Raw genomic sequence first — 19,804 nt, 5'->3', positions numbered from 1 at the left:
GTGAACCCCTCCCGTGGACGCCCGAGCGTCCGTCTGCCCTGTCTGTTCGCCCTGTTGTGACGGTTGACCCGCGGTACTGGTTGCCCTTGTGGAACTCCTCGGATGTACGACCCAGGTGACCCTACGACAACTTCCCTTCTCTCGGGAGTCGTTCGTGCCCGGTTTTCACCGGTTGGCCATGTACGCCGAGTGGGGCGCACCTGTGACGTGTCCCGCATACTGGACACGGTGATCAGCGGGCCGCCGGCCCGGTTCGACACGTTTCCCGGGGGGCCAGTTGCCGTTCACTCTGAGCCATGCGGCCGCCGTACTGCCCGCGGTCCGCGGCGACGGGACGGGGCGGGGCCGACTGGTACCGGCGGTGCTCGTGGCCGGCTCCTTCTCACCCGACATGACCTATTACGTTGCCAATGCCCTGCCCGGGGCGATGGAGTTCGGCAGTGTCACACACTCCTTCCCCGGGGTCTTCACCGTCGACGTGCCGATCGCCTGGGTGTCGGTGGGGCTGTGGCTGCTGGTTCGCGAGCCGCTCGTCGCGCTGCTCCCGCGGGCGCACCGGGGGCGAGTGGCCGCGCTGACCCGGTGCGGGGTGCCACGCGCGCGCGTGGGAGCGTCCTCGGTGCTGTGGTGGTACGTCTCCGCCGTACTGGGGGCGCTGACGCACGTGGTGTGGGACGCGTTCACCCATCTCGACCGGTGGGGGATGCGGCTGTTTCCGGTGCTGGGCCGCAGGCTGGTGGGCGCTCCCCTCTACTGGTACCTGCAGTACGTCGGCTCGGCGGTGGCCGCGGTCGTCATCGCGCTCTTCGTCGTCCGTGCGCTGCGGCGGGCACCGGCGGGCGAGCCGGCCGGGGCGCCCGTACTTGCACCACGCGACCGGTGGTGGGCCGTGGCGGTCGTCGGTGGATGCACGACGGCCGGAGCGGTGCAGCGGGTCGTGCAGTCCTGGGCCGGGCCGCACTCGGTGGCGGGCCTGCGGGAACTGGTCCCGATCCTGTGTTTCGGCGCGGGCGCCGGCCTGGTGCTCGGTCTGGCGGCCTACGCGGCGGCGGTCAGGGCGCGCCGCGGGTACGGGTACGGGACCATGAGCGGCTTCAGAGGTGTGGGGGGATCAGCTGGGGCGGGCGGCAGCTCCGGGGGCGCTGGTGGCACCGGTGGCTCCGATGGGGCCGGTGGGACCAGTGGCAGCGGCGGGGAGGCTGACCAACCCGGCGTTCCCGTGCGCTCGGACTGACGCGGACTTTTGGTGGTCCGGGCAGTCCCGACGGCCCCGGTGAACCCGGCGGTCCCGTGCGCTGGGACTGACGGGGACTTCCCGTGGTCCGGGCAGTCCCGACGGCCCCGGTGAATCCCGCGGTCCCGGGGGGCGTGGCGGTCCGGGCAGTCCCGGTGGTACGGGCGATTCGGATGGCTCCGGACGGCTCCGGACGACCGCCGGAGCTGTGACGCTCCGAGCCGAGCGGTGTCGGCGGCGTGCCGCTCCGGCGCCCTGGTCCCCCGGAAGGCCGGGCGCCTCTACCGGTCGCGGTGCCCCGGACGGCTCTGCGGGTTCTGGTGAGAGTGCCGGTCGTGGTGAGAAGGCTCGTCCGGGAGGCGGCGAGAAGGCTCGTCCCTGCGGGGATGGCCGTCCGGGCGTGGCCGATGCGGCGGCGGGCCCACCGGTCGGTCCCTGAGAGTGATCGGCGCCGCCACGAAGACGGTGACGGTGCGCGCCGGGGCCGGTTGCGGGAGGCGGGCGAGAACCAGCGCGACGTAGCCGCGCGTCAGGTCGGCCCACAGCCGCCAGGGGCCCGACTCGCCGGGCGTGACCCGGCGGCGCAGGCCCGACACGGCGCGGCGCACGGCGGCCGCGAAATCAGTGGGGATGCGGGCGGTGCTTGCGTCGGCCGCGTGGGCCGGGACCGGCGGGGGCGGCGCGGCGGGAGCCGCGCCGACGGCTGTCTGGTACACCGCCGGCCGGTGGTTGAGCATGCGTATACCCATGCCCGCATCCTGGCGGGCCGGGATGCGGGGTGCGTTTCTGCGGGGGCCACGTGAGTGATGGGCCCCGCCGGAGCCGAGCACCGCCCGCGTCGGTCCCGAGGGGGGTGGGGTGCCGCCGACCCGGCGAAGGGCTTGGCCCGCCCCAGCCGCCGGTGCCGCGGCAGACCCTCCCTCCACGTGGCCTTCCGCGCGCAAGTCCTCGACACGCGACTGTCCGCACCTGCGAGAGCTCCGCAGGCCGGCCGCCCGCACACGCAGGCCTCTGCCCGCCGGTCGTCCGTACACGCAGGCCTCTGCCCCGCCGCCCTTTCCAGACGTGTTCCACACGCGGGGCCTCTGCGCGCCGGCCTTCCGCGCCTCCGAGGCGTCCGCGACCGATGCCACCGTGGGCGAGACCTCCCACGCGGCCGGCACCGGCGCGCCCCCGTCCGCCAGGGCGCCGCCGACCCCCGGTCAGTGCGCCGCCGACTCCCAGTCCGGGCCGACGCCCACCGAGACGTCGAGCGGTGCCCTGAGCCGGACCGCGCCGGACATCTCGCGGCGGACGATCTCCTCCGCCGCCGCGCGCTCGCCGGGGGCGATCTCCAGGACGATTTCGTCGTGGACCTGCAGGAGCATGCGGGAGTGGAGGCCCGCCTCCCGCAGCGCGCTGTCCACCTTGAGCATGGCGATCTTGACGATGTCCGCCGCCGTGCCCTGGATGGGCGCGTTGAGGGCCATGCGCTCGGCCGCCTCGCGACGCTGACGGTTGTCGCTGTTGAGGTCGGGGAGATAGCGGCGGCGGCCGAAGAGCGTCGCCGTGTAACCGGTCGCCCGCGCCTCGTCGACCGCCCGGCGCAGATAGTCCCGTACGCCGCCGAAGCGCTCGAAGTACGCGTCCATCAGGGCGCGGGCCTCGGCCGCCTCGATGTTCAGCTGCTGGGACAGCCCGAACGCTGACAGCCCGTACGCCAGGCCGTACGACATGGCCTTGATCTTGCGGCGCATCTCCGCGTCCACCGCCGACCGCTCGACGCCGAAGACCTGGGAGGCCGCCGTGGTGTGCAGGTCCTCGCCGGAGGTGAAGGCCTCGATCAGGCCCGCGTCCTCGGAGAGGTGGGCCATCACCCGCAGCTCGATCTGGCTGTAGTCGGCCGTCATCAGCGACTCGAAGCCCTCGCCGACCACGAAGCCCCGGCGGATGGCCCGGCCCTCGTCGGTGCGGACCGGGATGTTCTGCAGGTTGGGGTCGGTGGAGGACAGGCGGCCGGTGGCGGCGACCGTCTGGTTGAACGTGGTGTGGATGCGGCCGTCCGCCGCGATCGTCTTGATCAGACCTTCGACGGTGACGCGGAGCTTGGCCTGCTCGCGGTGGCGGAGCATGATCACCGGCAGCTCGTTGTCCGTCTGGGCGGCCAGCCACGCCAGGGCGTCGGCGTCGGTGGTGTAGCCCGTCTTGGTCTTCTTGGTCTTCGGCAGGGCGAGCTCGCCGAAGAGGACCTCCTGGAGCTGCTTGGGCGAGCCCAGGTTGAACTCGTGACCGGCCGCAGCGTGCGCCTCCTTCACGGCCTGCTGCACCGCGCCGGCGAACATCTGTTCCATGGCTTCCAGGTGGGCGCGGTCGGCGGCGATGCCGTGCCGCTCCATGCGGGCGAGCAACGCGGAGGTGGGCAGCTCCATGTCGCGCAGCAGATCGGCCGCGCCGACCTCCCGCAGACGGCCTTCGAACGCCTCCCCGAGGTCGAGGACGGCGCGGGCCTGGATCATCAGGGCGTCCGCCTCGGCGGCGTCGTCCGCACCGAAGGCCAGCTGGCCGTCGGCCGTGGCGGCGGGCGCCAGCTCCCGGTGCAGGTACTCCAGGGAGAGCGCGTCCAGGTCGAAGGAGCGGCGGCCCGGCTTGACCAGGTAGGCCGCGAGCGCGGTGTCCATGGTGACGCCCTCGACGCGCCAGCCGTGCTCGGCGAAGACCCGCATCGCGCCCTTGGCGTTGTGGAAGACCTTGGCCCGCTCGGAGTCGGCCAGCCAGCCCGCGAACGCCCGCTCGTCGGCCTCGTCCAGCTGGGAGGGGTCGAACCAGGCGGCCGCTCCCCCGGCCGCCGCGAGCGCGACTTCGGCGACCGAGCCCGCCCCCAGCGCCCAGGCGTCGACGGTGGCGACGCCCAGGGTCTGCGCGCCGTGCTCGGTGAGCCAGCCTGCCAGCTCGCCGGTGCCGAGCACCGTGCCGTCCAGCTCCACGCCGTCGGCCGCGATCGGGGTGGTCTCGGCCTCCTCAGCGCCCGGGTCGACCGCGAAGAGCCGCTCGCGCAGGGACGGGTTGCGGATCTCCAGGCCATCCAGGAGCATCGCGACGGCCTTGCGGTCGTACGCCTCGCGGGCGAGGTCGGTGACCGCCTTCGGGAGCTCCACGTTCCGCTCCAGCTCGGTGAGCCGGCGGTTGAGCTTGACGGACTCCAGGTGGTCGCGGAGGTTCTGCCCGGCCTTGCCCTTGACCTCCTCGACGCGCTCGACGAGCTCTGCGAACGAACCGAACTGGTTGATCCACTTCGTGGCCGTCTTCTCGCCGACGCCCGGGATGCCCGGCAGGTTGTCCGACGGGTCGCCGCGCAGCGCCGCGAAGTCCGGGTACTGGGCCGGCGTCAACCCGTACTTCTCGAAGACCTTCTCCGGGGTGAACCGGGTCAGCTCCGAGACGCCCTTGGTCGGGTACAGCACCGTCGTGTGCTCGGAGACCAGCTGGAAGGAGTCGCGGTCGCCGGTGACGATCAGCACGTCGAAGCCCTCGGCCTCGGCCCGGGTGGCGAGGGTGGCGATGATGTCGTCCGCCTCGTACCCCTCGACGGCGAAGCGGGAGGCGTGCATCGCGTCGAGCAGCTCGCAGATCAGCTGGACCTGGCCCTGGAACTCGTCCGGGGTCTTGGAGCGGTTCGCCTTGTACTCGGTGAACTCTTCCGAGCGCCAGGTCTTGCGGGAGACGTCGAAGGCGACCGCGAAGTGCGTGGGCGCCTCGTCACGCAGGGTGTTGGCCAGCATCGACGCGAAGCCGTAGATCGCGTTCGTCGGCTGGCCCGTCGCGGTGGTGAAGTTCTCCGCGGGCAGCGCGAAGAACGCCCGGTAGGCCAGCGAGTGCCCGTCCATGAGCATCAGCCGGGGACGGGTGCCGGCGGGGGTCGTGTCGGTCTTCTTCGATGCTGTCTCTGCCACGCCCCCGATCCTGCCACGTGCCACTGACACTCGGCGCCGGCCCCGGCGCCGACCCCGCACCGGCGGTCCAGGCTCGGTCCCTGTCGGTGGCCCGCGGCGGCGCGGGCCCCGGCAGCCCGGGCCGGGGCGGGCACCAGACCACCCGCCCCCTCGCCGGAGCCAGGTTCCGCGGTCTTGGCTCTCCCGTCTCTTCCCATGACCGGGCGGGAGCGTTGTCGGTGTCCCGTGCGAGGATCGGAGATCTCCGGATCGCGGCCGGAGAGCACACCGTGTACGCAGTCGAAGGGGAGGGCGTGATGGCCAGCAAGCCGCCGAAGGGTGACCCGGTTCAGGACGCGCCGCAGGTCGTCGAGCCGAAACACGCGGCGGCGGGGCTGACGGCCATCGGGCACACCCTGCGCATCGCCCAGCAGCAGATGGGGGTGCGCCGCACCGCTCTGACCCTGCTGCGGGTCAACCAGAAGGACGGCTTCGACTGCCCGGGCTGCGCCTGGCCGGAGCCGGACGACCGGCACAAGGCGGAGTTCTGCGAGAACGGCGCGAAGGCGGTCGCCGAGGAGGCCACCCTGCGCCGGGTCACCCCGGAGTTCTTCGCCGCGCACTCCGTGGCCGACCTGGCCGGCCGCAGCGGCTACTGGCTCGGCCAGCAGGGGCGTCTGACCCACCCCATGTACCTGCCCGAGGGCGCCGACCACTACGAGCCGGTCACCTGGGAGCGCGCCTTCGACATCGTCGCCGAGGAGATCGCCGCCCTCTCCTCCCCCGACGAGGCCGTCTTCTACACCTCCGGCCGCACCAGCAACGAGGCCGCGTTCCTCTACCAGCTGTTCGCGCGCGAACTGGGCACCAACAACCTGCCGGACTGCTCCAACATGTGCCACGAGTCCTCCGGCTCGGCCCTGTCGGAGACCATCGGCATCGGCAAGGGCAGTGTCCTGCTGGAGGACCTGTACCAGGCCGACCTGATCATCGTGGCCGGTCAGAACCCCGGGACGAACCATCCGCGCATGCTCTCCGCCCTGGAGAAGGCCAAGGCGAACGGCGCGCGGATCATCAGCGTCAATCCGCTGCCCGAGGCCGGCCTGGAGCGCTTCAAGAACCCGCAGACGCCGAAGGGCCTGACGGCGGGCGCCACGCTCACCGACCTGTTCCTGCAGATCCGCATCGGCGGCGACCAGGCGCTCTTCCGCCTCCTCAACAAGCTGATCATCGACACCGAGGGCGCTGTCGACGAGGACTTCGTCCGCGAACACACCCATGGCTACGAGGAGTTCGCGGCCGCCGCGCGCGCCGCCGACTGGGCGGAGACGCTCACCGCGACCGGCCTCACGCGCGCGGAGATCGACCGGGCGCTGGAGATGGTCCTGGCCTCCAGGCGCACCATCGTGTGCTGGGCGATGGGCCTGACCCAGCACAAGCACGCGGTGCCGACCATCCGCGAGGTGGTCAACTTCCTGCTGCTGCGCGGCAACATCGGGCGCCCGGGCGCGGGCGTCTGCCCGGTGCGCGGCCACTCCAACGTGCAGGGCGACCGCACGATGGGCATCTTCGAGCGGCCCGCCCCGGCCTTCCTTCACGCCCTGGAGAAGGAGTTCGGCTTCGCACCGCCGCGCGAGCACGGCTACGACGTCGTGCGGGCCATCCGCGCCCTGCGCGACGGCGAGGCGAAGGTGTTCTTCGCCATGGGCGGCAACTTCGTCTCCGCCTCGCCCGACACCGAGGTCACCGAGGCGGCCATGCGCCGGGCCCGGCTGACGGTGCACGTGTCGACCAAGCTCAACCGCTCCCACGCCGTCACCGGCGCGCGCGCCCTGATCCTGCCCACCCTGGGCCGCACCGAACGGGACCTGCAGGGCAGCGGCGAGCAGTTCGTCACGGTCGAGGACTCCATGGGCATGGTGCACGCCTCGCGCGGCCGGCTGGAGCCCGCGAGCCGGCACCTGAAGTCCGAGCCGGCCATCGTGTGCCGGCTGGCGCGCCGGGTGCTGGGCGAGGACAGCGTGGTGCCGTGGGAGGAGTTCGAGAAGGACTACGCCACGATCCGCGACCGGATCGCCCGCGTGATCCCCGGCTTCGAGGACTTCAACGCGCGCGTGGCCCGCCCCGGCGGCTTCGCTCTGCCGCACGCCCCGCGCGACGAGCGCCGGTTCCCGACGGCCACCGGCAGGGCCAACTTCACCGCCGCGCCGGTGGAGTACCCCGAGTTGCCCGAGGGCCGGCTGCTGCTGCAGACGCTGCGCTCGCACGACCAGTACAACACCACGATCTACGGCCTCGACGACCGTTACCGGGGCATCTCCAACGGCCGCCGCGTGGTGCTGGTGCACCCCGAGGACGCGCTTGCCCTCGGCGTCGCCGACGGCTCGTACGTGGACCTGGTCAGCGAGTGGAAGGACGGCGTCGAGCGGCGGGCCCCCGGCTTCCGCGTCGTGCACTACCCGACGGCCCGGGGCTGCGCGGCGTCCTACTACCCGGAGACCAACGTCCTCGTTCCGCTCGACGCCACCGCGGACACCAGCAACACCCCCGCCAGCAAGTCCGTCGTGATCCGCCTGGAGACCCGTCTGGAACAATCGGCGACCGGCTGAGCGTTTGCTCAGCCGACAGATGTACGACGAACCAGGTGTACGACGAACGGAGCCGGGCCCATGGGTGAGCAGCAGCACGTGAAGTTCCCGCAGGAGGTCATAGACGAGTACGCCGCGCTCGGTGTCGATCTCCAGGCGCTGTTCTCGGCGGGGCACCTCGGGACGCGGATGGGTGTGCAGATCCTCGAGGCGTCGGCGGAGCGGGTCGTCGGGACCATGCCCGTGGAGGGGAACACCCAGCCGTACGGACTGCTGCACGGCGGCGCCTCCGCGGTGCTGGCCGAGACGCTGGGCTCGATCGGCTCCATGCTGCACGGCGGCCCCTCCAAGCTCGCGGTCGGCGTCGACCTGAACTGCACGCATCACCGCGGGGTGCGCTCGGGGCTCGTCACCGGCGTCGCCACGCCCGTGCACCGGGGACGCTCGACGGCCACGTACGACATCGTGATCAGCGACGAGGAAGGACGGCGGGTGTGCAGCGCCCGCCTGACCTGCATGCTGCGCGAGGTACGCCCGGGCGAGGGCGCGTAGAACCTGTGCGCCGGACCCCGCCGCAACGCGGGGTCCGGCAACGCACGCACACCGGACGGGGGTCCAGGCGCCCGCACCGGGCGCGAGGCCCGGCACGGGCGCCTGGACCGAACCAGAGGTGCCGACTCCCCTCCATCCCGGCTCCTCTCCGCCCCGCCTACCCTTCGGCGGGCTTCCCACCAACCCGGCTTGCCCCAGCCCGACTTGCCCTCCAGCATCCTCCCTTCTTCCCTCCCGTCTTCCCTCCCAGTCACCTTCCCTCCAGCCCGCTCTCCCTCCCTCTGGCCCGATCCGCCGGGCAGGCCCTAGCGTCATGGCATGGGAACGCAAGGAGCCCCGCGGCCCGGGGCCACGGCGCTCGGGTCCTGGCTCGGACCGGTACTCCTGGCGGGCGTGCTGACGGCCGGCTGCGGCGGCGCGGCGGGCGCCGGGCACAGCGCCGCGCCCGGCACCCCACCCCCGCCGTCACCTCGAGTGACACCCCGGGAGGAACTGTGCGCCCGGATCGTCGCGCACTGGGCCCTGCGGGTGCTGGACGGCGACACCTACGGTGACTACCAGTCGATGGGGCTGTCCAACGGGCAGTACGAGATCCTGCGCCGGGTCGTGGACGCCGCCCGATCGGTGAGACAGCGTCAGGGGCCGTGGAGGCGAACAAGTTGATTGCGCGTCGGTCGAAGAGGGGCTGCGCCGACTGGTACCGCGACGGCGGCCCGGGCAAGGGGCCGTGGCAGTGACCGGAGTCGGCCCCCTCGAACCGGGCGAGGGCACGCGCGCGTGGGACGCCCCGGACCCGGCCGACGCGCCCGTTCCCGGCCCGCGGTCCTGGCGTCCGCCCCGGCTCCCCGACCGCCACCGCCGTACCGTCCTGGCGGCCGCGGCCCTCGCCGCCCTCCTCGCGGGCAGCGGCTACCTCTACGCCACCCGCGAGCGCCAACCGCCGCCGCCCGCACCGCCGTTCCCCGCCCAGGTGGTCGACGTCTCCTACCTGGACCCGGCGGTCACGCCCGCCGGCGCACCGCCCGGGAGCTTCAGCTTCGCGGTGCTGGTGAGCGTGGACTCCGGCCCGCCGGTCACCGTGACCCGGATAAGTCAGCCGTACGCGGGACTTTCCGTCACCTCCGAGCCCCGCCCGCCTTTCCGGACCGAGGCGGGATCCGCCCGCAAGATCGTCGTCACCATGCATGTCACGGAATGCGGGATAGTGCCAGAGAATGCCGGACTCCCTTTCCTGGATGTAACGCTGCGTAATGTTCGGGCAATGCAGGTCCAGAGTTTCATCCTCGGGCCGCGCTATGCGCAGGCGCTCACCGAGGGCCTGCGCGGCGCCTGCGGCAACGATTCAAGGTAATCACCAAAACACTCGAGACGCCTGAACGCAGCCCTGCGCGTCCTGCGGGTTCTCGAAATGCGGACCGGGCGAATCGGCCTGAATTCCACTGTTCCACCCACCCGGTACCGCTCTGCATTACGTCGTGTCATAACAAGAACGTCACAGCATTGGCCAGACTCTCCTCCACGTTCCTCGCACGCGCCTAGAGTCACGGCCAGTCACCGCGCGGTCGGAATACCCCTTCAGACCGGCGTTCGACTCGGCCCCTTCCAGGGGGGAGGGCCGTGCCAGGGAAAGGACTGATCGTGCGTCAACGTTCGCTCATCGCCATCACCGCCGCGCTGGCGGCGGGAGCACTCACCCTCACCGCCTGCGGCTCCCGGGACGGCGGCGACAAGAACGGCTCCGGCTCCGGAAGCGGTGGCACCACCGTGACCATCGGCGTCGACGCCCCGCTGACCGGCGACCTGTCCGCCATGGGCCTCGGCATCAAGAACTCGGCCGACCTCGCCGCCAAGAACGCCAACAAGAAGAACTACGTCAAGGGCGTCACCTTCAAGATCGAGGCCCTCGACGACCAGGCACAGCCGTCCGCCGGCCAGCAGAACGCCACCAAGCTCGTCGCCGACAAGAACGTCCTCGGCGTGGTCGGCCCCCTCAACTCCTCCGTCGCCGAGTCCATGCAGAAGGTCTTCGACGACGCCAAGCTGGTCGAGGTCTCCCCCGCCAACACCGGCCCCTCCCTCACCCAGGGCCCCGACTGGCAGAACAAGAAGGTCCGTCAGTACAAGTCCTACTTCCGCACCGCCACCACGGACGCCATCCAGGGCCCGTTCGCCGCCCAGTACGTCTACAACGACGCCAAGAAGCAGAAGGTCTTCGTCATCGACGACAAGAAGACCTACGGCGCGGGCCTCGCCGCCACCTTCACCGAGGAGTTCAAGAAGCTCGGCGGCAAGGTCGTCGGAACCGAACACATCAACCCCGACACCAAGGACTTCTCCGCCGTCGCCACCAAGGTCAAGAAGTCCGGCGCCGACGTCGTCTACTACGGCGGCGAGTACCCGCAGGCCGGTCCGCTCAGCAAGCAGATCAAGGCCGCCGGCGCCAAGATCCCGCTGGTCGGCGGCGACGGCATCAACGACGCCACCTACGGCAAGCTGGCCGGCCCCGACAGCACCGGCGACCTGGCCACCTCCGTCGGCGCCCCCGTCGAGACCCTGCCCTCCGCCAAGCAGTTCGTCGCCGACTACAAGGCCGCCGGCTACAAGGACGAGTACTCCGCCTACGGCGGCTACTCCTACGACTCCGCCTGGGCCATCATCGAGGCCGTCAAGAAGGTCGTCGACGACAACGGCGGCAAGCTGCCCTCCGACGCCCGCGCCAAGGTCACCGAGGCCATGCAGAACGTGTCCTTCGACGGTGTGACCGGCAAGGTCTCCTTCGACGAGTACGGTGACGCCACCAACAAGCAGCTCACCGTCTACGCCGTCAAGAACGGTGCCTTCACGCCGGTCAAGTCCGGCACCTTCACCGGCTGACCACGCCGCACCACCCCACCAGCCGCGCGGGGCGCTGATTCACAGGCGCCCCGCGCGGACTCGCATCCGGTCACATCCGTCGCACATCCGAAAGTCTCGGAGGACATGCGGTGAACGAACTGCCGCAGCAGCTGGTCAACGGCCTGCTACTAGGATCCATGTACGGGCTGGTCGCCATCGGCTACACAATGGTCTACGGCATCGTCCAGCTCATCAACTTCGCCCACGGCGAGATCTTCATGACCGGCGCCTTCGGCGCGCTCACGGTCTACGTGTACATCCTGCCCGACGGCACCTCCATGTGGGTCGCGCTCCCCCTCATGCTGATCGGCGCCATCATCGTCGCCGTCCTCGTCGCCATGGGGGCGGAACGGTTCGCCTACCGCCCGCTGCGCACCGCCCCACGCCTGGCACCCCTCATCACCGCCATCGGCCTCTCCCTCGCCCTGCAGCAGGCCGTCTGGGCCTGGTACCCCGACGCCAAGTCCGCCCGCACCTTCCCCCAGATCCCCGGCGGCCCCTTCCACGTCGGCAACGTCACCATCCAGACCGGCGACATCTTCCTCCTCCTCGCCGCCCCCGTCAGCATGGCCGTCCTCGGCTACTTCGTCATGAAGACCCGCACCGGACGCGGCATGCAGGCCACCGCCCAGGACCCCGACACCGCCAAACTCATGGGCATCAACACCGACCGCATCATCGTGGTCGCCTTCGCCCTCGGCGCCGCCTTCGCCGCCGTCGGCGGCGTCGCCTACGGCCTCAAGTACGGCCAGATCGAGTTCCGCATGGGCTTCATCCTCGGCCTCAAGGCCTTCACCGCGGCCGTCCTCGGCGGAATCGGCAACATCTACGGAGCCATGATCGGCGGCGTCGTCCTCGGCATCGCCGAAACCCTGGCCACCGCCTACATCGCCGACCTCCCCGGCATGGAGAAGTTCGGCAGCCAGTCCTGGGCAGACGTCTGGGCGTTCGTACTCCTCATCCTCGTGCTCCTGTTCCGGCCCCAAGGCCTGCTCGGCGAGCGCGTGGCGGACAGGGCGTGACACCGATGACCACACAGACCACCGCACCCGAGACACCGAGCGCCCCCACCACCGGCGCCGCGAACTCCGGACTCCTCGGCATCCCCGCGGCCACCGGCCGCGCCCTCGCCACCGGCGGCAGCGTGCTCACCATCGTCGCCACCTTCCTCTCCTGGACCTGGACCGCCGATTTCCCCGGCGACCTCACCGTCTACGGCTACCCCGGCGGCCTGCAGGTCCTCGTCCTCATCGGCGGCGCCCTCACCACCCTCCTCGCCCTCGCCTCCTACGGCATCAAGGGCCTGCGCTGGCTCACCCCCGCCGGCGCCGACCCGGCGATCAAACTCGCCGCCCTCGCCACCTTCGCCACCGCCTGGTACACCGTCCTCGCCATCACCATCGAACTCGGCGGCGCCGTCAACCTCGAACCCGGCGGCTACATCGTCGCCGTCACCAGCCTTACCGCCCTCACCGGCGCCCTCGCGCTGCCCTTCCAGCGGCCCGAAGCCGACCCCATCGACCCCGACAGCACCGGCTGGGAGAAGTTCAAACACAGCCTCGCCCACGGCTGGACCACCACCAAGGCCGTCTTCGCCTCCGGCAGCCCCCGCCCCGTACGCGAACTGCCCTCCTACGCCGAAATCCTCATCATCGTCGCCGTACTCGCCCTCGGCCTGACCGTCTTCACCTACGGCATCGGCACCGAGTACGACGAACTCTTCGTCGGCTTCCTCATCCTCGCCGGCACCGGCTTCGCCGCCCTCAACAAAGCCGGCCTCATCGCCCACGCATCCCAGATCACCGCGCGGCACCAGACCATCACCACCTTCGGCGCCTTCATCGCCGCCGCGCTCTTCCCCTTCACCCAGACCGACGACCAGTACGCCACCATCGGCGTCTACATCCTCATCTTCGCCACCGTCGCCCTCGGCCTGAACATCGTCGTCGGCCTCGCCGGCCTCCTCGACCTCGGCTACGTCGCCTTCCTCGGCGTCGGCGCCTACGCCGCCTCCCTCGTCTCCGGCTCCCCCAACTCGCCGTTCCACGTCCACTTCCCCTTCTGGGCCGCCGTCATCGTCGGCGCCCTCGCCTCACTCGTCTTCGGCGTCCTCATCGGCGCCCCCACCCTCCGACTGCGCGGCGACTACCTCGCCATCGTCACCCTCGGCTTCGGAGAGATCTTCCGCATCACCGCCAACAACCTCGACGGCACCTCAGGACCCGACCTCACCAACGGCTCCAACGGCATCTCCTCCATCCCCAACCTCGACATCCTCGGATTCGACTTCGGCGCCCAGCACGACATCGCCGGATTCACCATCGGACGCTTCGCCAACTACTTCTTCCTGATGCTGATCATCACCGCCGTCGTCGTCCTCGTCTTCCGACGCAGCGGCAACTCCCGCATCGGCCGCGCCTGGGTCGCCATCCGCGAAGACGAAACCGCCGCCCTCGCCATGGGCATCAACGGCTTCCGCGTCAAACTCATCGCCTTCGCCGTCGGCGCCTCCCTCGCCGGACTCGCCGGCACCGTTCAGGCACACGTCACCTACACCGTGACACCCGAGCAGTACCTCTTCGCCGGAGCCATCCCGCCCAACTCCGCCTTCCTGCTCGCCGCAGTCGTCCTCGGCGGCATGGGCACCATCGCCGGCCCGCTCATCGGTGCCGCACTGCTCTTCCTCATCCCCAACAAGCTCCAGTTCCTCGGCGACTACCAGCTCTTCGCCTTCGGAGTCGCACTCATCCTGCTCATGCGGTTCCGGCCGGAAGGCCTCATCCCCAACCGACGCCGCCAGCTCGAATTCCACGAAGAGGCCGAAGCGCCCACGGTCCTCGGCAAGACAGGGGCCTGACCACCATGACCACCGACACCACCACCAAGGACACCGCACCGGGCGCCACCACCCCCGGCCAGACCGTCCTCGACGCACGCGGCGTCACCATGCGCTTCGGCGGCCTCACCGCCGTACGCAACGTCGACCTCACCGTCAACAGCGGAGAGATCGTCGGGCTCATCGGCCCCAACGGCGCCGGCAAAACCACCTTCTTCAATTGCCTCACCGGCCTTTACGTCCCCACCGAAGGCGAAGTCCGTTACAAAGGCAACGTCCTGCCGCCCAAATCCTTCAAGGTCACCGCGGCCGGCATCGCCCGCACCTTCCAGAACATCCGCCTCTTCGCCAACATGACGGTCCTCGAAAACGTCCTCGTGGGCCGCCACACACGCACCAAAGAAGGCTTCTGGTCAGCCATTCTGCGCGGACCCGGCTTCCACAGAGCCGAAGCCGCCTCCCGCAAACGCGCCACAGAACTCCTGGAATTCGTCGGCCTCGCCGACAAGGCCGAACACCTCGCCCGCAACCTCCCCTACGGCGAACAGCGCAAACTCGAGATCGCCCGCGCCCTCGCCAGCGAACCCGGCCTCCTCCTGCTCGACGAGCCCACCGCCGGCATGAACCCCCAGGAAACCCGCGCCACCGAAGAACTCGTCTTCGCCATCCGCGACATGGGCATCGCCGTCCTCGTCATCGAGCACGACATGCGGTTCATCTTCAACCTCTGCGACCGCGTCGCCGTCCTCGTCCAGGGCGAAAAACTCATCGAAGGCGACAGCGCCACCGTCCAGGGCGACGAACGAGTCATCGCCGCCTACCTCGGCGAACCCTTCGAAGGCGCACCCGGCGACGAAGAAGCCGCCGAAGTCGAAACCGCCGAGGCGAACGCCGAGACCACCACGGACGCAGCGCCCGGCAAGGAGAACGACCGATGACCACACTCCTCGAAGTCGAAGACCTCAGAGTCGCCTACGGCAAGATCGAAGCCGTCAAAGGCATCTCCTTCAAGGTCGAGGCCGGCCAGGTCGTCACCCTCATCGGCACCAACGGCGCCGGCAAGACCACCACCCTGCGCACCCTCTCCGGCCTCCTCAAGCCCATCGGCGGCCAGATCAAGTTCAACGGCAAATCCCTCAAAAGGGTCCTCGCCCACCAGATCGTCTCCATGGGACTCGCCCACTCCCCCGAAGGGCGGCACATCTTCCCCCGCATGACGATCGAGGACAACCTCCGACTCGGCGCCTTCCTGCGCAACGACAAGCCAGGCATCGAGAAGGACATACAGCGCGCCTACGACCTCTTCCCCATCCTCGGCGAACGCCGCAAACAGGCCGCAGGCACCCTCTCCGGCGGCGAACAGCAGATGCTCGCCATGGGCCGCGCCCTCATGTCCCAGCCCAAGCTCCTCATGCTCGACGAGCCGTCCATGGGCCTCTCCCCGATCATGATGCAGAAGATCATGGCCACCATCGCGGAACTCAAGTCCCAGGGCACGACCATCCTCCTGGTCGAACAGAACGCCCAGGCCGCGCTCTCCCTCGCCGACCACGGCCACGTCATGGAAGTCGGCAACATCGTCCTCTCCGGCACCGGACACGACCTCCTCCACGACGAATCCGTCCGGAAGGCATACCTCGGCGAGGACTAGATCCACGCCCGGCGACGACAACGAGGCCCGCACCCCTGCATCGGGGTGCGGGCCTCGCCGTGACGCCGAACGCCAGGCGCGCTCAGCCCTTCTCGGGCTTCCCGCCCTTCGCCGCCCTCTTCTCCTCGCTGTCCTGAATGACCGCCTCCGCCACCTGCTGCATCGACATACGACGATCCATCGACGTCTTCTGGATCCAACGGAACGCCGCCGGCTCCGTCAGCCCGTACTCCGTCTGCAGGATCGACTTCGCACGATCCACCAGCTTCCGCGTCTCCAGGCGCTGCGTGAGGTCCGCGACCTCCTTCTCCAGCTCCTTCAGCTCCGTGAACCGCGACACGGCCATCTCGATCGCCGGCACCACGTCGCTCTTGCTGAACGGCTTCACCAGATACGCCATCGCACCGGCGTCCCGCGCCCGCTCCACCAGATCCCGCTGCGAGAACGCCGTCAGCATCAACACCGGCGCGATCCGCTCCTCGGCGATCTTCTCCGCCGCCGAGATACCATCCAGCTTCGGCATCTTCACATCGAGGATCACCAGGTCAGGACGGTGCTCCCGGGCCAGCTCCACCGCCCGCTCACCATCACCGGCCTCACCGACGACGGTGTATCCCTCCTCCTCCAGCATCTCTTTGAGATCCAGCCGGATCAGCGCCTCGTCCTCCGCGATGACGACACGCGTCGTCAGCGGAGGCACGTGCGACTTGTCGTCGTCGGGCACGTCTACGGGCTGGGGCGACTCGGGGGCGGTCACGGGGGCGCTCCTAGCTTCGGGGGAGGCAGATACTGCTCCCAAGAGCCTACCTAGCTGCGGTAAGGTGGGGGCACGGCGGGTAACCGTCGATCTTCGTTTTGAAGGGCGCCCCGGTAGCCCAGCGGTAGAGGCAATGGTCTCAAACACCATCCAGCGTCGGTTCGAATCCGACCCGGGGTACTTTTCCATAGTTCCCAAGGTCACAGTCTGAAGCGGATGTTCACGTCCCGGTGAACTTCCGCTTTTTGCTGCGTGTCGACACGACCGCTCCCACATGGTGTGCGCATGTACGACCTCAGCACACGTAAGCGAGCCCTGTCGCTGGTTGCGCAGGGCCGCAGCCTGAACTCCGTCAGCAAAGAGATGGGAATCTCGCGGCACGCCATCACGTGTTGGCTAAGCCGGCTGGAACCCGTATCGCGAACTCCACCCTGCGTCCGGTGCCAAGAGACGCCCGAGTCGCCTGAAGATCCCGCCGCGTATGCCTACCTGCTGGGCCTGTACCTGGGCGACGGCTACATCATCTGCAAGCCGAAGCAGCGCTACCTCATGGTCACATGTACTGCTTCATGGCCAGGGCTCGTCGAAGCCGCCGAAGACGCCATGCGCAAGGTCCTGCCCTGGCCCAACGTGAGCCGTCTCCAACGTGCAGGCTGCGTCGACGTCAAGTCCTACACCCAACACTGGGTCTGCTTGTTCCCCCAGCATGGCCCGGGCAAGAAGCACGAGCGCCGCATCGCACTCGAGCCTTGGCAGCAGGAGATCGTCGACGAGCACCCCTGGGAGTTCATCCGGGGTCTCGTTCACTCCGATGGCTGCCGTATCACCAACTGGACGACCCGCCTCGTCGGCGGTGAGCGCAAGCGTTACGAATACCCCAGGTACTTCTTCACCAACGTGTCCGACGACATCCGACGGCTCTACACCGACACCCTCGACAAGCTCGGTATCGAGTGGACCCACTGCACCCGCAACGGCAGCCCTTACAACATCTCCGTCGCCAAGAAGGCCTCCGTAGCCCTCCTGGACGCCCACGTGGGCCCCAAGCACTGAAGGCGGGCTACTTGGGGCTGTCGTCCTCCCCGATGTGGTGCACGCGGACCATGTTCGTGGAGCCCGGCACCCCCGGAGGGGAGCCCGCCGTGATCACGACCACGTCGCCCTTCTCGCAGCGGCCGTACTTCAGCAGCAGCTCGTCGACCTGGGCGACCATCGCGTCGGTGGAGTCCACGTGCGGCCCCAGGAACGTCTCCACGCCCCACGTCGCACTGAGCTGGGAGCGGGTGGCCGGCTCGGGGGTGAAGGCGAGGAGGGGGATGGGCGAGCGGTAGCGGGAGAGGCGGCGGGCGGTGTCGCCCGACTGGGTGAAGGCGACCAGGAACCTGGCGCCGAGGAAGTCGCCGATCTCGGCTGCCGCGCGGGCGAGGGCGCCGCCCTGGGTGCGGGGCTTGTTGCGCTCGGTGAGGGGTGGGAGGCCCTTGGCGAGGATGTCCTCCTCGGCCGCCGCGACGATCTTCGCCATCGTGCGGACCGTCTGCACCGGGTAGTTGCCGATGCTGGTCTCACCCGAGAGCATCACCGCGTCCGTGCCGTCGATGACGGCGTTGGCGACATCGCTGGCCTCCGCCCTGGTGGGCCGGGCGTTGTCGATCATGGAGTCGAGCATCTGGGTGGCGACGATCACCGGTTTGGCGTTGCGCTTGGCCAGTTTGATCGCTCGTTTCTGGACGATCGGGACCTGTTCGAGGGGCATTTCCACGCCGAGGTCGCCGCGGGCGACCATGATGCCGTCGAAGGCGGCGACGATGTCCTCTATGGCCTCGACCGCCTGGGGTTTCTCGACCTTGGCGATGACGGGGAGGCGGCGGCCCTCGTCGTCCATGATGCGGTGGACGTCGAGGATGTCCCGGCCGCTGCGGACGAACGACAGTGCGATGACGTCGAAGCCGGTGTGCAGGGCCCAGCGCAGGTCCTCCTCGTCCTTCTTGGAGAGGGCGGGGACGGAGACGGCGACTCCGGGGAGGTTGAGGCCCTTGTGGTCGGAGACCATGCCGGCCTCCACCACCTCGGTGTGGACGCGGGGGCCGTCGACGGCCGTGACCTTCAGGGCGACTCTGCCGTCGTCGACGAGGATGCGTTCGCCGGGGGTGACGTCCTCGGCGAGGCCGGCGTAGGTGGTTCCGCAGATGTGGCGGTCGCCTTCGACGCCTTCTTCGACGGTGATGGTGAAGGTGTCGCCGCGTTCGAGGAGTACGGGGCCTTCATGGAAGCGGCCGAGGCGGATCTTCGGGCCTTGAAGGTCGGCGAGGACCCCGACGCTGCGGCCGGTTTCGTCGGCGGCCTTGCGTACGTGCTGGTAGCGCTCCTCGTGTTCGGCGTGGGTGCCGTGGCTGAGGTTGAAGCGGGCGACGTCCATTCCGGCGTCGACCAGTGCCTTGATCTGGTCGTACGTGGCGGTGGCGGGCCCCAGAGTACAGACGATCTTTGCTCGACGCATGGTGTGAGCCTAGGCCTTACCGGTCGGTAGAGACTTGGTGTGACGTGACTGCTCAACGACCTTTGGATGAAGCGTTATTGACAACTGTTGAAGTGTGCGGGGTGGCGCTCCTCTGAGCGTTCGGTGGTGCGGGTCGTCTTGGGGGTGTGTCTCCGTTGTTCGTGGTGGCGTCCTGACGTGTTTACAGTTTGGGCGGTTCCATGGTGAATCGCGCGTTGAGTTGCGCATAGACGTGCTGCCGCTGGGGTTCGAGGTCGAGGGGGGCCGCCTCCTCCGCTTGCGGTGCCGCCCCGTAGGCCGCCATGGAGCGCGTCCGGCCGGGTGGCGACGGGTAGGGCTGCGGGTTGTCCGCGCCGATGTCGGCGATCTCCACCAGGGCCGCGAGCTGGGTGCCGAGCGCTTCGGCGTACTCCTTGGCCCGCTGGACCGCCTCTCGTACGGCCTGTTGCCGGGCCTGGCGGTGGGCGGGTGAGTCGGGGCGGAGCGTCCACCAGGGGCCGTCCACCCGGGTGAGTTCCAAGTCGGCCAGTCGGGTGGTGAGTTCCCCGAGGGCGGTGAAGTCGGTGAGTTCGGCCGTGAGGTGGACGGTGCCGTGATAGGTGCGGATGCGTTCGCCGCGGCCGTGCCGGGTGAGTTCGGGGGTGATGGAGAAGGCTCCGGTCTCCAGGTCTTCGACCGCTTGGCCGTAGGACTTGACGAGGTCGAGGACGCCGGCGTTGCGCCGGGTGAGGTCGTCGAGGGCGGAACGGCGGTCCTTGCCACGGGCGGTGACGGTGATGCCGATGCGGGCGATCTCGGGGTCGACTTCGAGATGGGCTTCGCCGCGTGCGGCGATGCGGGGGGCCTCGGGGGTGCCGTAGGGGACGGCGGGTTGCGGTTCCTGCGG

At 69.7% G+C, this 19,804-nt stretch carries 16 protein-coding genes and 1 tRNA gene; 12 read left to right on the top strand and 5 right to left on the bottom strand.

Annotated elements, in window-relative coordinates; genetic code table 11:
• Positions 1 to 277: 277 nt before the first annotated feature.
• Positions 278 to 1,234 (top strand): DUF4184 family protein, encoded by a 957-nt coding sequence (locus tag BZY54_RS02235; RefSeq protein ID WP_086722640.1) that lies wholly within the window; start codon positions 278 to 280, stop codon positions 1,232 to 1,234.
• 281 nt (positions 1,235 to 1,515) lie between these two features.
• Here BZY54_RS02235 and BZY54_RS52060 read toward each other — a convergent pair whose 3' ends face one another.
• Both BZY54_RS52060 and polA read right to left on the bottom strand, forming a co-directional pair.
• Complete coding sequence (locus BZY54_RS52060; RefSeq protein ID WP_208640521.1) at positions 1,516 to 1,983, bottom strand: hypothetical protein; 468 nt, start codon at positions 1,981 to 1,983, stop codon at positions 1,516 to 1,518.
• A gap of 453 nt (positions 1,984 to 2,436) precedes the next feature.
• On the bottom strand, positions 2,437 to 5,163 hold the full coding sequence (gene polA / locus BZY54_RS02225; RefSeq protein WP_086722639.1) for a DNA polymerase I: 2,727 nt from the start codon (positions 5,161 to 5,163) through the stop codon (positions 2,437 to 2,439).
• Positions 5,164 to 5,459: 296 nt separating this feature from the next.
• Here polA and BZY54_RS02220 point away from each other — a divergent pair, with 296 nt between their 5' ends.
• The 9 genes from BZY54_RS02220 to BZY54_RS02180 all read left to right on the top strand — a co-directional run bounded on the left by BZY54_RS02220 (position 5,460) and on the right by BZY54_RS02180 (position 15,664).
• Positions 5,460 to 7,751, top strand: coding sequence for an FdhF/YdeP family oxidoreductase (locus tag BZY54_RS02220; protein WP_086722674.1), 2,292 nt, complete (start codon positions 5,460 to 5,462; stop codon positions 7,749 to 7,751).
• A 60-nt stretch (positions 7,752 to 7,811) separates the two neighbouring features.
• Positions 7,812 to 8,282, top strand: coding sequence for a PaaI family thioesterase (locus BZY54_RS02215; RefSeq protein WP_086722637.1), 471 nt, complete (start codon positions 7,812 to 7,814; stop codon positions 8,280 to 8,282).
• A gap of 318 nt (positions 8,283 to 8,600) precedes the next feature.
• Positions 8,601 to 8,945 (top strand): hypothetical protein, encoded by a 345-nt coding sequence (locus BZY54_RS02210; RefSeq protein ID WP_341868658.1) that lies wholly within the window; start codon positions 8,601 to 8,603, stop codon positions 8,943 to 8,945.
• Positions 8,946 to 9,015: 70 nt separating this feature from the next.
• Positions 9,016 to 9,633 carry a Tat pathway signal sequence domain protein gene (locus tag BZY54_RS02205; RefSeq protein WP_086722635.1) on the top strand — a complete coding sequence of 206 codons (618 nt, stop codon included), beginning with the start codon at positions 9,016 to 9,018 and terminating at the stop codon, positions 9,631 to 9,633.
• 287 nt (positions 9,634 to 9,920) lie between these two features.
• A complete protein-coding gene (locus BZY54_RS02200; protein ID WP_167413930.1) occupies positions 9,921 to 11,156 on the top strand; it encodes a branched-chain amino acid ABC transporter substrate-binding protein in 1,236 nt (411 codons plus the stop codon).
• A 110-nt stretch (positions 11,157 to 11,266) separates the two neighbouring features.
• On the top strand, positions 11,267 to 12,199 hold the full coding sequence (locus tag BZY54_RS02195) for a branched-chain amino acid ABC transporter permease (RefSeq protein WP_086722631.1): 933 nt from the start codon (positions 11,267 to 11,269) through the stop codon (positions 12,197 to 12,199).
• Positions 12,200 to 12,204: 5 nt separating this feature from the next.
• A complete protein-coding gene (locus BZY54_RS02190) occupies positions 12,205 to 14,034 on the top strand; it encodes a branched-chain amino acid ABC transporter permease (protein WP_086722629.1) in 1,830 nt (609 codons plus the stop codon).
• Positions 14,035 to 14,039: 5 nt separating this feature from the next.
• Complete coding sequence (locus BZY54_RS02185) at positions 14,040 to 14,951, top strand: ABC transporter ATP-binding protein (RefSeq protein WP_086722627.1); 912 nt, start codon at positions 14,040 to 14,042, stop codon at positions 14,949 to 14,951.
• A complete protein-coding gene (locus BZY54_RS02180; RefSeq protein ID WP_086722625.1) occupies positions 14,948 to 15,664 on the top strand; it encodes an ABC transporter ATP-binding protein in 717 nt (238 codons plus the stop codon). The genes BZY54_RS02185 and BZY54_RS02180 overlap by 4 nt, the downstream gene beginning before the upstream one ends.
• Positions 15,665 to 15,746: 82 nt before the next feature.
• On the opposite strand, the gene BZY54_RS02175 is transcribed toward BZY54_RS02180, so the two are convergent.
• Entirely contained in the window at positions 15,747 to 16,421 is a 675-nt protein-coding gene (locus BZY54_RS02175) for an ANTAR domain-containing response regulator (RefSeq protein WP_086722624.1), read from the bottom strand.
• Between the two features lie 107 nt (positions 16,422 to 16,528).
• Between BZY54_RS02175 and BZY54_RS02170 the strand changes: the two genes are divergently transcribed.
• Both BZY54_RS02170 and BZY54_RS02165 read left to right on the top strand, forming a co-directional pair.
• Positions 16,529 to 16,601 (top strand) — tRNA-Leu (locus tag BZY54_RS02170).
• A 105-nt stretch (positions 16,602 to 16,706) separates the two neighbouring features.
• A complete protein-coding gene (locus tag BZY54_RS02165; protein ID WP_086722623.1) occupies positions 16,707 to 17,474 on the top strand; it encodes a helix-turn-helix domain-containing protein in 768 nt (255 codons plus the stop codon).
• A gap of 7 nt (positions 17,475 to 17,481) precedes the next feature.
• Here BZY54_RS02165 and pyk read toward each other — a convergent pair whose 3' ends face one another.
• Positions 17,482 to 18,918: a pyruvate kinase gene (pyk, locus tag BZY54_RS02160; RefSeq protein WP_086722622.1), complete on the bottom strand. Its 1,437-nt coding sequence runs from the start codon at positions 18,916 to 18,918 to the stop codon at positions 17,482 to 17,484.
• 181 nt (positions 18,919 to 19,099) lie between these two features.
• A partial coding sequence (locus BZY54_RS02155) for an SIMPL domain-containing protein (protein WP_244216913.1) occupies positions 19,100 to 19,804 on the bottom strand: 705 nt, incomplete at its 5' end.

Origin of the sequence: Streptomyces carpinensis (assembly GCF_002154505.1) — a bacterium.
Lineage (GTDB): Bacteria > Actinomycetota > Actinomycetes > Streptomycetales > Streptomycetaceae > Streptomyces > Streptomyces carpinensis.
This window is presented reverse-complemented; position numbering and strand designations above follow the sequence as displayed.

Excerpts from the sequence above, each read along its gene's own strand:
- BZY54_RS02220 (WP_086722674.1), top strand. The coding sequence starts at position 5,460 with ATGGCCAGCAAGCCGCCGAAGGGTGACCCGGTTCAGGACGCGCCGCAG.
- BZY54_RS02190 (WP_086722629.1), top strand. The coding sequence starts at position 12,205 with ATGACCACACAGACCACCGCACCCGAGACACCGAGCGCCCCCACCACC.
- BZY54_RS02165 (WP_086722623.1), top strand. The coding sequence starts at position 16,707 with ATGTACGACCTCAGCACACGTAAGCGAGCCCTGTCGCTGGTTGCGCAG.
- BZY54_RS02210 (WP_341868658.1), top strand. The coding sequence starts at position 8,601 with ATGGGAACGCAAGGAGCCCCGCGGCCCGGGGCCACGGCGCTCGGGTCC.
- BZY54_RS02185 (WP_086722627.1), top strand. The coding sequence starts at position 14,040 with ATGACCACCGACACCACCACCAAGGACACCGCACCGGGCGCCACCACC.
- BZY54_RS52060 (WP_208640521.1), bottom strand. The coding sequence starts at position 1,983 with ATGGGTATACGCATGCTCAACCACCGGCCGGCGGTGTACCAGACAGCC.
- pyk (WP_086722622.1), bottom strand. The coding sequence starts at position 18,918 with ATGCGTCGAGCAAAGATCGTCTGTACTCTGGGGCCCGCCACCGCCACG.
- BZY54_RS02180 (WP_086722625.1), top strand. The coding sequence starts at position 14,948 with ATGACCACACTCCTCGAAGTCGAAGACCTCAGAGTCGCCTACGGCAAG.
- BZY54_RS02215 (WP_086722637.1), top strand. The coding sequence starts at position 7,812 with ATGGGTGAGCAGCAGCACGTGAAGTTCCCGCAGGAGGTCATAGACGAG.